The 12,565-nt window shown below is 57.9% G+C and carries 13 protein-coding genes; 9 read left to right on the top strand and 4 right to left on the bottom strand.

Annotation, left to right across the window (positions count from 1 at the left end; genetic code table 11):
- Positions 1-2: 2 nt before the first annotated feature.
- Complete coding sequence (gene grxD / locus CPter91_RS22305; protein WP_061944363.1) at positions 3-314, bottom strand: Grx4 family monothiol glutaredoxin; 312 nt, start codon at positions 312-314, stop codon at positions 3-5.
- A 303-nt stretch (positions 315-617) separates the two neighbouring features.
- Between grxD and rplU the strand changes: the two genes are divergently transcribed.
- From rplU to proB, 4 genes are all read left to right on the top strand, one after another.
- Positions 618-929, top strand: a complete 312-nt coding sequence (gene rplU, locus CPter91_RS22300) for a 50S ribosomal protein L21 (RefSeq protein WP_061946532.1) — start codon at positions 618-620, stop codon at positions 927-929.
- Positions 930-967: 38 nt separating this feature from the next.
- On the top strand, positions 968-1,225 hold the full coding sequence (gene rpmA, locus CPter91_RS22295) for a 50S ribosomal protein L27 (RefSeq protein WP_014007873.1): 258 nt from the start codon (positions 968-970) through the stop codon (positions 1,223-1,225).
- A 273-nt stretch (positions 1,226-1,498) separates the two neighbouring features.
- Positions 1,499-2,608, top strand: coding sequence for a GTPase ObgE (gene obgE / locus CPter91_RS22290; protein ID WP_061944360.1), 1,110 nt, complete (start codon positions 1,499-1,501; stop codon positions 2,606-2,608).
- A 118-nt stretch (positions 2,609-2,726) separates the two neighbouring features.
- Positions 2,727-3,845 carry a glutamate 5-kinase gene (gene proB, locus CPter91_RS22285; RefSeq protein ID WP_061944357.1) on the top strand — a complete coding sequence of 373 codons (1,119 nt, stop codon included), beginning with the start codon at positions 2,727-2,729 and terminating at the stop codon, positions 3,843-3,845.
- A gap of 82 nt (positions 3,846-3,927) precedes the next feature.
- Here proB and CPter91_RS22280 read toward each other — a convergent pair whose 3' ends face one another.
- Positions 3,928-4,509: a CNP1-like family protein gene (locus CPter91_RS22280; protein WP_061946530.1), complete on the bottom strand. Its 582-nt coding sequence runs from the start codon at positions 4,507-4,509 to the stop codon at positions 3,928-3,930.
- 8 nt (positions 4,510-4,517) lie between these two features.
- Positions 4,518-5,093: an RNA pyrophosphohydrolase gene (locus tag CPter91_RS22275; protein WP_061944354.1), complete on the bottom strand. Its 576-nt coding sequence runs from the start codon at positions 5,091-5,093 to the stop codon at positions 4,518-4,520.
- 261 nt (positions 5,094-5,354) lie between these two features.
- Between CPter91_RS22275 and CPter91_RS22270 the strand changes: the two genes are divergently transcribed.
- From CPter91_RS22270 to CPter91_RS22250, 5 genes are all read left to right on the top strand, one after another.
- Positions 5,355-7,094 carry a proline--tRNA ligase gene (locus CPter91_RS22270; protein ID WP_061944352.1) on the top strand — a complete coding sequence of 580 codons (1,740 nt, stop codon included), beginning with the start codon at positions 5,355-5,357 and terminating at the stop codon, positions 7,092-7,094.
- A 107-nt stretch (positions 7,095-7,201) separates the two neighbouring features.
- Positions 7,202-7,825 (top strand): lytic transglycosylase domain-containing protein, encoded by a 624-nt coding sequence (locus CPter91_RS22265; RefSeq protein WP_061944349.1) that lies wholly within the window; start codon positions 7,202-7,204, stop codon positions 7,823-7,825.
- A 281-nt stretch (positions 7,826-8,106) separates the two neighbouring features.
- The gene (locus CPter91_RS22260) at positions 8,107-9,552 is read left to right on the top strand and encodes an alkaline phosphatase (protein WP_061944348.1); all 1,446 of its coding nucleotides are present in this window, start codon (positions 8,107-8,109) and stop codon (positions 9,550-9,552) included.
- Between the two features lie 72 nt (positions 9,553-9,624).
- Positions 9,625-11,058 carry an alkaline phosphatase gene (locus tag CPter91_RS22255; protein WP_061944345.1) on the top strand — a complete coding sequence of 478 codons (1,434 nt, stop codon included), beginning with the start codon at positions 9,625-9,627 and terminating at the stop codon, positions 11,056-11,058.
- Between the two features lie 97 nt (positions 11,059-11,155).
- Positions 11,156-11,839 carry a hypothetical protein gene (locus CPter91_RS22250; protein WP_061944343.1) on the top strand — a complete coding sequence of 228 codons (684 nt, stop codon included), beginning with the start codon at positions 11,156-11,158 and terminating at the stop codon, positions 11,837-11,839.
- Between the two features lie 114 nt (positions 11,840-11,953).
- Here CPter91_RS22250 and CPter91_RS26080 read toward each other — a convergent pair whose 3' ends face one another.
- A complete protein-coding gene (locus CPter91_RS26080; RefSeq protein WP_062119149.1) occupies positions 11,954-12,322 on the bottom strand; it encodes an SWIB/MDM2 domain-containing protein in 369 nt (122 codons plus the stop codon).
- Positions 12,323-12,565: the final 243 nt, after the last annotated feature.

Below are 12,565 nucleotides of genomic sequence, written 5' to 3'. Positions count from 1 at the left end.
TCTCAGGCCTTCAGCAAGGTTTGCAGTTCGCCGGATTCAAACATTTCATTCATGATGTCCGAGCCGCCGACGAATTCGCCGTTGACGTAAAGTTGCGGGATGGTGGGCCAGTTGGAGTAATCCTTGATGCCTTGCCGCACGACCGGGTCTTCCAGCACATTGATGGTGACGATGTTTTCAGCGCCGCTGGTTTTCAACAACTGGATGGCGCGGCCGGAAAATCCGCATTGTGGGAACTGCGCGGTTCCTTTCATGAACAGCACCACTGGGTTGCTGGTCACGGTTTCCTTGATCCACGCTTGTACATCGCTCATGGCAATACCTTAATAAAAAGTTTCAGAATACCGCCATTATATGAAAAAGGCCGCTTGGCTGCTGGTGAGTCTGGCCTTGTAAGGCCACTGAGAGCTTCCCTTCGGCTGAAGTTGCCGGAGGGAAGCATGGAAGTGTGGTGAATTCCGCACTTGTCAAGAGTTTTTGACGAAAAGCCCGAGTCCATGTACAATCTCAGGTTCTCCCGATTCCGCCCAGCGATTTAGCATGTGTTTGTCGCTGACTATGGTGTTTTAGGAAAGAAATTTTTTTAATAGTCTTCAATCATTTCGATGAGGTTTCATATGTACGCGGTCATAAAAACCGGTGGCAAACAATATAAAGTTGTTGCCGGCGAAAAACTCAAAATAGAACAGATACCTGCAGACATTGGCACCGAACTCACTATTGATCAAGTGCTTGCAGTTGGCGCTGGCGATTCCCTGAAATTCGGGGCGCCATTGGTCGAAGGTGCTACGGTGTCGGTTAAGGTATTGGCGCAAGGTCGCCACGATAAAGTCAAGATCTTCAAAATGCGTCGTCGTAAGCATTATCAGAAGCATCAAGGCCATCGTCAAAATTACACCGAAATTCAAATCGTTTCGATCAACGCTTAATTGCGTCGATTGACTTAACCAGATACCAGGAGTTTTAAATGGCACATAAAAAAGGCGGCGGCACTACGCGCAACGGCCGTGACTCAGAGTCAAAGCGACTCGGCGTCAAGGTCTACGGTGGCCAGGCGATCAACGCCGGCGGCATCATTATTCGTCAGCGCGGCACTAAGACGCATCCAGGCGAAAATGTTGGCATGGGCAAGGATCACACCCTGTTCGCACTGATCGACGGCAAAGTACAATTCGTAACCAAGGGCGCTACCCAGCGTAACTACGTTACTGTCGTAGCAGCTTAAGCAACACTCTAAGCGTCGACATAAGCAAGGCCGCTGGTCTTGCTGCGAAAGGCTCTGCCGCTGGTAGAGCCTTTTTAGTTTCTGGTCGTAAAACACTGCCTGAACTGCAATGAACGCGCCGCGATTCTTCCATCGCGGCAGCGGATTGCGCCTGGCAGGGTTGTCGCTATTGCAAGCCCGGCTTGGCCGTCGCTGCAACAATGCGCAAAAATCGGTAAAGTTACCTGTGCATTTCAATAAGAATTTAACCTCCAACCTCATTAGGACCTTCGAATGAAGTTTATAGATGAAGCAAAAATCGAAGTCATTGCCGGCGATGGCGGCAATGGGGTTGCGAGTTTTTGCCGTGAAAAATTCCGCCCGTTCGGCGGCCCGGACGGTGGCGATGGCGGCGTAGGCGGCAGTATCTGGGCCGTTGCCGACCGCAATATCAACACCCTGGTCGACTATCGTTTCTCCAAGATGCATCGCGCCGGCCGTGGCGAAAACGGCCGCGGCTCGGATTGCTACGGCAAGGGCGCGGACGATATCAAGCTGCGCATGCCGGTCGGCACGCTGATCGTTGACGTCAACACCGGCGAAGCCATCGCCGACATGACCGACCACGGCCAGGAAGTGTTGCTGGCCAAGGGCGGCGAGGGCGGCTGGGGCAATATTCATTTCAAGTCCTCGACCAACCGCGCACCGCGCCAGAAGAGCGACGGCAAGGAAGGCGAACGCCGCGAACTGCGATTGGAGCTGAAGGTGCTGGCCGACGTCGGCCTGCTGGGACAGCCGAATGCCGGCAAGTCGACCTTCATCACAGCAGTGTCGAATGCGCGCCCGAAGATTGCCGATTACCCATTCACCACCTTGCATCCGAACCTGGGCGTGGTCCGCGTCAGTCACGAAAAGAGTTTCGTGATCGCCGACATTCCAGGCCTGATCGAAGGCGCGGCAGAGGGCGCCGGACTAGGCATCCAGTTCCTGAAGCACTTGCAGCGCACCGGTTTGCTGCTGCACATTGTCGATCTGGCGCCGTTCGAAGATACGGTCGATCCGGTCAAGGAAGCCAAGGCCATCGTCAAGGAATTGAAGAAATACGATCAGTCGCTGTTCGACAAGCCACGCTGGCTGGTGCTGAACAAGATGGATGTGATCCCGGAAGGCGAGCGCGTCAAGCGCGTCAAGGATTTCATCAAGCGCTTCGGCTGGAAAGGCCCGGTATTTGAAATCTCCGCACTCAACCGCGACGGTTGCCCGGAACTGGTGACCGAGATTTACGGCTACCTGGCCGAGAAGCGCCAGCAGGAGACCCGTTCGGAAGAAAAACAGATGGTGGTGGAAGCACAAGCCATCCTGTCTATCGATCCGGACGATCCGCGTTTCAAGATACTGGACTAAGCTGTCATTTGGCGGCCGTTGTCGATAGGGGGCAAAGACCCGTTTCGATCGCGGCCTTATTTTTGCCCGCCGTTTTTGTCCGCCGATCGGCAGCGCGACGGCCGCTATAGATAAATCCATGAATTCCGTCATTCAAAAAGCCAAGCGCATCATCATCAAGGTCGGTTCCTCCCTGGTCACCAATGACGGCAAGGGGCTGGACGCCGGCGCCATCGCCAAATGGGCGACCCAGATCGCTGAACTGCGGGCCATGGGCAAGGAAGTGGTGCTGGTCAGTTCCGGCGCGGTAGCTGAAGGCATGCAAAGGCTCGGCTTCGACAAGCGTCCTACCAGCATCGACGAATTGCAGGCTTGCGCCGCCGTCGGCCAGATGGGCCTGGCGCAGATCTATGAAACCAGTTTCCGTGCCCACAATATCCGTACCGCCCAGGTCCTGCTGACCCACGCCGACCTGGCCGACCGCGAACGCTACCTGAACGCCCGCTCGACCTTGTTCACCCTGCTGCGCTTCGGCGTGGTGGCGATCATTAACGAAAACGATACCGTGGTGACCGATGAAATCAAGTTCGGCGACAACGACACCCTCGGTGCGCTGGTCGCCAACCTGATTGAAGGCGATGCCCTGATCATCCTGACCGACCAGAAGGGCCTGTACACTGCCGATCCGCGCAAGGACCCGAATGCCGAATTCGTGCATGAGGCGAAAGCCGGCGATCCGGCGCTGGAAGTGATGGCAGGCGATGCTGGAACCAGCATCGGCCGCGGCGGCATGATCACCAAGATCCTGGCCGCCAAGCGTGCCGCCAGTTCCGGCGCCCATACGGTGATCGCCTGGGGCCGCGAAGATGCGGTATTGACACGGCTGGCCAGCGGCGAAGCCATCGGCACCCAGCTGATCGCGCAAACCGGGCAACTGACGGCGCGCAAGCAGTGGATGGCGGATCATCTGAAAACCGCCGGCAAGGTGATGCTGGATGCGGGCGCCGTGCAAAAGCTGCGCAACGAGGGCAAATCCCTGCTGCCGATCGGCGTGACTGCGGTTTCCGGCGAGTTTGGCCGCGGCGATGTGATTACCTGCACCGACAGCGACGGCCATGCCATCGCGCGCGGCATCAGCAATTACACCAGCTCGGAAGCGCGTCGCATCATGCGTCATCCGTCGGCGGAAATCCAGGCCATCCTGGGCTTTGTCGAGGAATCCGAACTGATTCACCGGGACAATATGGTATTGCTTTGAGCAGCTTGCGATCGCAAGACAATAAAAAACGGCTCCGCAAATTGCAGGAGCCGTTTTTCATTGAATCAGGTATCAGCGCCGATCAGCTACCCAGCTTGATCGGGTGATTAGTGCGCAACCTGCTGCGGATATCGTCAGCCTTGCCGGCCACCATGCCATCCTGACACAGAAAATCCTTGGCTAGCGCCGCATGCTGGCGGTTGCCGGTAGCCTCGCTGATCTGCTTCCAGTCATTCAGGCGCGCGCGCGACCAGTTGCCATCCTTCTGGCCGAAAGCATACAGCTTGCTTTCATAAGTCTGGCAGCGGATCCCTTCATAGCTGACATTTTCAGCGCCGGCCTGGCTCTTGCTGACCATGGTGTAGCGCACCACGCCATCTGCACCGACGGAGATCGAATTGACATCGATGAAGAAATTCATGGTGGCGGTCGGGCTGACATAGAACGAGAGCAGGTTGGCCGCCTGCGGCGCCGGCGGAATCTCGGTCTTGATTTCTTGCCATGATTTCCCGTCATCGTCATCGAAGTCGCCGGGATTCATTTTCATGGCGCTGCCCTGGTCGAATGAATCGGCATGCACATGCGCGCTGAGGCCCAGCAACAGCAGGCTGGCGGCCAGCAGCTGTGATATTTTGATAACTGGAGTGGGTAAAACAAAAGCCATGGAGGCGCTCACTTTTTTTCAGGTTCGGCGTTGACCGGGGTGGATTGGCTCGTCGTACGCGGCCCATGGCCGGTGCGTAGATGGCGGGCATGATGTGGCGTGTTTTGCAAGGGACGCGTCAGGAAACGTGACAGTTCTTGCAAGGCGCGTTGATAGACATCGCGTTTGAATTCGATCACGACATCCAGCGGCACCCAGTAGTCATGCCAGCGCCAGGCGTCGAATTCGGGATGTTCGGTCAGGCGCAGGTTGACGTCGCAGTCGCGGCCGGTCATGCGCAGCAGGAACCAGATCTGCTTCTGGCCGCGATAATGCCCGCGGACGTCGCGCTTGATGAAATGGTCCGGCACTTCATAGCGCAGCCAATCACGGGTGCGGCCGATGATCTTGACGTGTTCCGCCTTCAACCCGATTTCTTCCTCGAGTTCGCGAAACATGGCCTGCTCCGGGGTTTCACCGTATTTGATACCGCCCTGTGGAAATTGCCACGAGTGTTCGCGCACGCGCTTGCCCCACCAGACTTCATTCTGGGTATTGAGCAAGATAATGCCGACGTTCGGGCGAAAGCCTTCACGGTCAAGCATGTTGTTACCTCAAAACTTTCTGCGGCCAGGCGGTTCTCCTGCCTGATTCCTTGCTTGCTGTCATCATTGCGGAACAAAACTGCCGGCCTAGCGCCCGGTCAACCATCCTGTCCTCGCCCGATTAGGCGCGCAATCTGCCCCGGCCGGGGGTATCTATGGCCAGAACATCAATCAAATGTGCAAAGAGTAGGCGCATCAGCCAGCTAATCCTTTAAAATTGAGTTGATTATAACCCTCTCTTTTTAAAAAGAATTCATCGTTATGCGCGCCTCCCGTTTTTTTATCTCCACGCTCAAAGAAGCTCCATCCGACGCTGAAATCGTCAGCCATAAACTGATGATGCGCGCCGGCATGATCAAGCGCATCAGTTCCGGCATCTACACCTATATGCCGATGGGTCTGCGCGTGATCCGCAAGGTCGAGAACATTGTGCGCCAGGAAATGAACCGTTCGGGGGCGGTGGAATTGCTGATGCCGGTGGTGCAGCCGGCCGAGCTATGGCAGGAAACCGGCCGCTGGCAGAAATACGGCGCCGAACTGATGCGCGTCAAGGACCGTCACGGACGCGACTTCATTATCCAGCCGACTTCGGAAGAAGTGATTACTGACATCGCTCGCACGGAACTGCGCTCTTACCGCAAGCTGCCGGTGAATTTTTACCATATCCAGACCAAGTTCCGGGATGAGCGCCGGCCACGCTTCGGCTTGATGCGCGGGCGCGAATTCACCATGAAGGATGCCTATTCCTTCGACCGCGACCTGGACGGCCTGAAGCAGTCCTACCAGATCATGTACGACGCCTATGTGCGGATTTTCAACCGTTTCGGTCTGCAGTTCCGCGCCGTGGCGGCGGATAACGGCGCCATCGGCGGCACCGGTTCGCATGAATTCCACGTCATCGCCGCCACCGGCGAGGACGCCATCGTGTACTGCCCGAACTCGGAATACGCTGCCAATATGGAAGCGGCCGAATCCTTGCCGCTGATCGCAAGCCGTGCGGCGCCGGCGCAAGCGCTGACCAAGACGGCGACGCCTGGCAAGGCCAAGTGCGAAGCGGTGGCCGAGCTGCTGCAGCTGCCGTTGACGCAAACCATCAAGTCGATTGTGCTGACCGTTGAAAAAGAAGCAACGGATAAAGAGCCGGCCAGCAAGGTGGTCTGGCTGCTGATGCTGCGCGGCGACCACGAGCTGAATGAAATCAAGGCCAACAAGATCCCAGGCCTGGCCGGCTATCGTTTTGCCAGCGAAGCGGAAATCGTCGAATATTTCGGCACGCCGCCCGGCTATCTCGGTCCGGTCAACACCAAGAAGCCGGTGACCGTAGTGGCCGATGTCACCGTGGCGAACATGCACGATTTCGTCAGCGGCGCGAATGAAGTCGATTTCCATTACACCGGCGTCAACTGGGGCCGCGATTTGCCGGAACCGATGGTGTTCGATATCCGCAATGTGGTGGAAGGCGATCCTTCGCCGGACGGCAAGGGCGCGCTGGCGATCCTGCGCGGTATCGAAGTCGGCCATGTGTTCCAGCTCGGCACTGCCTATTCGGAAGCCATGAAGGCGACTTTCCTGGACGAAGGCGGCAAGCCGCAGTTGTTGCAGATGGGTTGCTACGGCATCGGCATCACCCGCATTCTGGGCGCCGCCATCGAGCAGAATTTCGACGACAAGGGCATCATCTGGCCGCTGGCGATTGCGCCGTTTGAAGTGGTCGTCTGTCCGATGGGCTACGACCGCAGCGAAGCGGTCAAAGCCGAAACCGACAAGCTGTACGAAGCGCTGCTGGCTGCCGGCGTCGACGTCATCCTGGATGACCGCGGCGAACGCCCGGGTGCCATGTTCGCCGATTGGGAGCTGATCGGCGTGCCGCATCGCATCGTCATCGGCGACCGCGGCCTGAAAGATGGCCAGATCGAATACCAGGGACGGCGCGACACGGAAGCGACACAGGTGCCGCTGGTTGAGATGGAAGCGTTCATCAAAGCCAAGCTAGTTTCCTAAATACAACAAAATGACGGTGCAACGGTTTCTCGCACCGTTTTCTTTGTATACTCCTTGAAAAATAAAAAGTGTTTCTTAGGGAGTAACGATTGCGCTGGTCTCGCTGGATGAGCGTGCTGTCCATCTTGCTGCTGTTGTTGAGCGGCATGGCGCATGCCGGAAATCAAAAAGAAGAAGAACTGGCGGATTCGGTACGTCTGGCCTTGTCACGCGCCATCAACGATGCGCGGCCGCCGAAACCCCAGTTCAGCGACATCGACCAGCGCATCCAGTACCTGTACTGGCTGGGCGAAATGTCGGAACGCTTGAAGAAGAAGCTGCCGGACGCACAGATGCGCATCGAATTTCTGGAAACCGCCTGGTATGAGGCCAAGCGTGCCGGCCTCGATCCCGGCATGGTGCTGGGCCTGATCCAGGTGGAATCAGCGTTTCGTAAATATGCCTTGTCCAGCGTCAGCGCCCACGGCTACATGCAGGTCATGCCGTTCTGGAGCCGCGTGATCGGCGATTCCGACCGCAGCAAGCTGTTCAACATGCAAACCAATCTGCGCTATGGCTGCTCCATTTTGCGCATGTACATCGATATGGAAAAGGGTAACCTGTATCTCGCGCTGGGCCGCTATAACGGCAGCCGTGGCCGTCCGGAATATCCGAACGCTGTGCTGGCCGCCTGGAAGCGCTGGGAATACCAGGATGCCTCGCCGTTGCATACGGTATCTGCCCGCCAGTAATTATCCTCGTCTGAGGCTCCGCGCTCGCGGTCGCTCACCCCTCGCTTTCCCCTGAAGCATTACCCAGATCGCCGCTCCGGCAGCGCCTGGCCTGCCCTTTATTGTCCCTCATTTAGATCTTTTACCGGTCCGTAGCGTGCTGCAGCTGTACGCCTACGGATTTTTTACGGCCGGCGACAGCAATCGCTCCAACGTCATCAAGTTGTAACAAGATGCAGTTACAGTTGTAACAAATTATTACAAATGCTTGCACATTTCTGATTGACAACACGGAGCGATAAATGAAATTAAGTATGTTGATTGCCGCCGCCACGGCGTCGGTAGCACTGGCCGGGTGTAGCGGGTCCAGCAATTCCCTGGTGGAAGGGCCGGGCGAAAAGCCAGAAGTCAAGCCGGTGGCCAAGAACGTCATTTTCTTCCTGGGCGACGGCATGGGCATCACCACCATGACCGCGGCGCGCATCTACAAGGTGGGCGAGGAGGGCGACCTGACCCTCGACACTTTGCCGGAAACCGGTTTCGTCACTACCTATTCGAACGATGCCCAGGTCACCGATAGCGCGCCGTCGATGGCGGCCTACATGACCGGGGTCAAGGCCAACAACGAAGTGATTGCCATGTCGGCCAACACCAGCGCCCGCGACGCCAGCGGCAAGAGCTACGTCAGCGGCGCCGACAGCACCTGCCCGAGCGGCAACGGCACGCCGGCCGATACCTTGCTGGAAATCATGAAGGCCAAAGGCTACAGCACCGGTGTTGTGACCACGACCCGGATTACCCATGCGACGCCAGCGGCGACATACTCGCATATCTGCCACCGCGACGGCGAGAACAATATCGCCGCCCAATTGACACCCAAGGGCGCCGGTTTCAACGGCAAGCTGAGCGATGGCGTCGACGTGATTTTTGGCGGCGGCCGCCGTCATTTCCTGCCGAAGACCGACGCCGACAGCAAACGCAGCGACAGCCGCGACCTGGTCGCTGAATTCAAGGCTGCGGGATATACCTACGCTGCCAATTTTGCCGACTTCGATAAGCTCAGCAGCAGCGCGCCGAAAGTGGTGGGGCTGTTCAACAAGGACCACATGACCTACGACCTCGACCGCGACGCGGCCAAGGAACCGAGCCTGGCGCAGATGACCGCCAAGTCGATTGATCTGCTGAACAACAAGAAGAGCGGCTTCTTCCTGATGGTGGAGGGCGGCCGCATCGATCATGCGCTGCACGCCAACAATGCCCGTCGCGCTCTGCAGGAAACCGTCGCCTTCGATGATGCCATCAAGGTTGCGCTGGATAAAATGCAGCAAGTCGATCCTGGCTTGAAGAACACGCTGGTAGTGGTCACCGCCGACCATGATCATTCGATCCTGCTGAACGGCTATGCCAAGCGTACCGGCAAGACTAGCGGCAGCGAGCCTGGCGTGCTGGGGCTGGTGAAGAATGTCCTGAGCGGCCAGCCGGAACGCGATATCAACAACAACCCGTACACGGTGATCGGTTTCGGCAACGGCTCCAACCACCTGGCGACGCGCGGCGCCTTGTCGGATATGCAGGTGGCTGACAAAGATTATTTGCAAGAGTCGGTGATTCCGACAGAAGCGGGCGGCGAGACGCATGGCGGCACCAATGTCTTTATCGGTGCGCAGGGCATGGGCGCCGAGAATATCCGCGGCGTGCTCGACAACACCGAGGTGTTCGGCTTGGTGAAGAAGGCCATCGGCCTGTGAGGCCTGCCGCGAGCGATGCGCAGGCGTCGCGCAAAATCAAATAAAACGGAATAAAGAGTGCAAAGGTCAGACATGAAAATTCAACTAGCAGCTTCCAAGCAGTTCCCGCATCGCCTGCGCCAGGCCCCTGTCTTGTGCGCGTTGGCGCTGCTGTTCAGCGGCCCGGCATTGGCTGCCGATGCGGTGCCGGCGAAAGCCAAGAACGTCATCTTTTTCCTGGGCGACGGCATGGGGCCTGTGACCGTCACCGCAGCGCGCATCTATGGCCACGGCGAAGCCGGCCGCCTGACGATGGAAACGCTGAACCGCACCGCCCGCGTCAAGACTTTCTCGCTGGATGCCCAGACCACCGACAGCGCGCCGTCGATGGCGGCCTACATGACGGGCGTCAAGATGAAGAACGACGTTATCTCGATGTCGTCCGACACCAATGCCTACGACGCCAACGGCAAGCCGTATCAAGTCAAGGCGGATTCCACCTGCGTTGCCGGCAACGGCCAGCCGGTGCAGACGCTGCTGGAACTGTCCAAGAGTGCAGGCAAGGCGGTCGGCGCGGTCAGCACCACTCGCATCAGCCATGCTACGCCGGCAGCGACCTACGCCCATGTCTGCAATCGCGATGCCTACAACTCCATCACCGAACAGGCGACGCCAGGCGCGGCGCGTTACAACACGGCGCTGAAAGATGGCGTCGATGTCTTGCTCGGCGGCGGTTTGCGGCATTTCCTGCCGAAGAGTAGCCCTGGCAGCCAGCGTAACGACGAACTGGATGCGCTGGGGATGTTCAAGGCCGCGGGTTATACCTATGTCGCCAGCGGCAGCGAGCTGAAAAGCGTCAACCCTGCCAATGTCAGCAAACTGCTCGGTTTATTTACCGCCAGCGACATGGATTACGAGCTGGACCGGGTCAAGAAGAAGCTGAACCAGCCTAGCCTCGCCGAAATGACCGAGAAAGCCATCGGCGTGCTGAAGAAAAACCCGAACGGCTATTTCCTGATGGTGGAAGGCGGCCGCATCGACCATGCGCTGCATGGCACCAACGCCAAACGCGCGCTGGAAGATACGCTGGCCTTCGACGCGGCGATCAAGAAGGCGCTGGAACTGGTCGACCTGAAAGACACGTTGATCGTGGTCACGGCGGATCATGATCACGCCATTGGCTTCAACGGCTACCCCAAGCGCGGCAATCCCATCCTCGGCAAAGTCACCAATTATGCCGACGGCAAGCTGGCGCTGGCGGCTGACGGCAAGCCCTACACCACGCTGGTGTTCGGCAACGGCAGCGCGCCGCGGCGGCCGGAAGACGGCGACCTGACCAATGTCGATACCGAAGCTGACGATTACCTGCAACAGGTCGGCGTGCGCTTCGCCGGTTCGCCCGGTTCGGAAACCCACGGTGGCGGCGACGTCATGCTGTTTTCCGCGGGCGCCGGCAGCGATAGTTTCAAAGGCACTTTTGAAAACATCAAAGTGTTTGGCAAGGTCAAGAATGCGCTTGGCCTGTAATAGGGTTACCTGAGTAGTACTTACGCCGCCATCGTTCCGGTGGCGGCATTTTTTTGGTGAAAAGATGATTTTTTTTAAAAGATGCGGGAATGGCTTGATGCTTGCCGTACTGGCCTTGGCGGCACAGGGACCGGCCGCCCAGGCGGCGGAAACAGTCAGCGGCCCGGACCAGAATTTGCAGGTCCGTCATTATGCGATGACGATGGGGCGCGATGGTGTCAAGCGCGAAACCACTTTCAGTGAGCGCGTCTACCGCCGCAACGACCAGGTGTGGACCGAGCGCCTGGTCGAGAGCGAGCCTGTCGGCAGACGTGATCACAGCGATGACCACAACGACGGTCACAGCGGCCACAGTCATCCGGATGCTGGCAGCTCGCCGATGTGGGTAAGGCGCCAGGCCGACGGCGCGCTGGACGCCAGGCTGATCGAGCGTCATCAGCGGCGCAGCATCAAGGTCGATTCGCAGTACTACGGCAATATCGGCTTCAACGGCAACTGGGGCAGCACGTTTTTCCTGAGCGATCCGCAAAGCCTGAAAAGCATGCGCATGGTGGGTGCGCTCAAGGACGGCGTGCAGCAATACGAAAGCAAGCGCGGCGATCTGACGGTGCGCGTCAGCTGGGATGTCAAAGGTCAGTATCCACGCCGGGTAGAATCGCTGGATGGGCACGGCAAGACACGCCGGGAAACCCTGGTCAGCGTGATCGAAGCGCCTAAGGTGCTGCCGTGGAAGCTGCTGGCCGGCTATGCCGAAATCGACTATTCGGATTTGCTGGATTGATGTCTGCGCTTCTGTTGCAATGCAAATGCAGCGGATACAAAAACGCCCGCGCGATGCGGGCGTTTTTGTTTGGCACCCAGGGCGGCGCAGAAAACTGCAGCTAAGCCCCAAGCATTATTTCAAGTGATCGGAAATGAGTTTTGTCATTTCAAACATCGACACTTCTTTTTTGCCGCCAAAGACAGCTTTCAATTTGTCGTCTGCGACAATATTGCGCTTGTTTGCTGGGTTTTGCAGATTGTGCTTCTTGATGTACTCCCACACTTTCTTGGTGACTTCAGTGCGTGGCAGCGGGGCCGCGCCGACTACCGCAGCCAGCGTGGCCGATGGTGTCAGTGGTTTCATGAATGCTGCATTCGGCTTGCGCGCTACAGTACCTGTTGCAGTGACTTTTTTAGGAGCTGCCTTTGGCGCAGATTTGGTCGGCGCTTTTGCTGGTGCGGCAGCTTTCTTTGCCGCTGGTTTTTTTGCTGCTGTGGCCATCTTTGAGCCTCCTTCAGGGATATGGGAAAAATGCGTCAAGCACGCATCGCTAATAGTGTTGCGCTTTTCTTGGCGATGCAAGCGTTTTTTATGGGTTTGTGCGGGATTTGATACGGAAGCGCAAGCCCTGCCGAGCCGGGGCAAACCCCTGGCTGACGGGCTTGAGCGGCGGTTGACGATGATCCTTGGAGATCCGGGGGCAGGTAACAGTTGGCGCCGGCGCCGGCGGCGCAACCGCCCAGG

This window comes from Collimonas pratensis, assembly GCF_001584185.1.
GTDB lineage: Bacteria > Pseudomonadota > Gammaproteobacteria > Burkholderiales > Burkholderiaceae_D > Collimonas > Collimonas pratensis.
This window is presented reverse-complemented; position numbering and strand designations above follow the sequence as displayed.

Coding starts and splice junctions, on each gene's coding strand:
- CPter91_RS22275 (WP_061944354.1), bottom strand. CDS start 5,093: ATGCTTGACCGTGAAGGCTTTCGCCCGAACGTCGGCATTATCTTGCTC.
- CPter91_RS22255 (WP_061944345.1), top strand. CDS start 9,625: ATGAAAATTCAACTAGCAGCTTCCAAGCAGTTCCCGCATCGCCTGCGC.
- rpmA (WP_014007873.1), top strand. CDS start 968: ATGGCACATAAAAAAGGCGGCGGCACTACGCGCAACGGCCGTGACTCA.
- CPter91_RS26080 (WP_062119149.1), bottom strand. CDS start 12,322: ATGGCCACAGCAGCAAAAAAACCAGCGGCAAAGAAAGCTGCCGCACCA.
- obgE (WP_061944360.1), top strand. CDS start 1,499: ATGAAGTTTATAGATGAAGCAAAAATCGAAGTCATTGCCGGCGATGGC.
- rplU (WP_061946532.1), top strand. CDS start 618: ATGTACGCGGTCATAAAAACCGGTGGCAAACAATATAAAGTTGTTGCC.
- CPter91_RS22270 (WP_061944352.1), top strand. CDS start 5,355: ATGCGCGCCTCCCGTTTTTTTATCTCCACGCTCAAAGAAGCTCCATCC.
- CPter91_RS22265 (WP_061944349.1), top strand. CDS start 7,202: ATGAGCGTGCTGTCCATCTTGCTGCTGTTGTTGAGCGGCATGGCGCAT.
- CPter91_RS22250 (WP_061944343.1), top strand. CDS start 11,156: ATGCTTGCCGTACTGGCCTTGGCGGCACAGGGACCGGCCGCCCAGGCG.
- CPter91_RS22260 (WP_061944348.1), top strand. CDS start 8,107: ATGAAATTAAGTATGTTGATTGCCGCCGCCACGGCGTCGGTAGCACTG.
- CPter91_RS22280 (WP_061946530.1), bottom strand. CDS start 4,509: ATGGCTTTTGTTTTACCCACTCCAGTTATCAAAATATCACAGCTGCTG.
- grxD (WP_061944363.1), bottom strand. CDS start 314: ATGAGCGATGTACAAGCGTGGATCAAGGAAACCGTGACCAGCAACCCA.
- proB (WP_061944357.1), top strand. CDS start 2,727: ATGAATTCCGTCATTCAAAAAGCCAAGCGCATCATCATCAAGGTCGGT.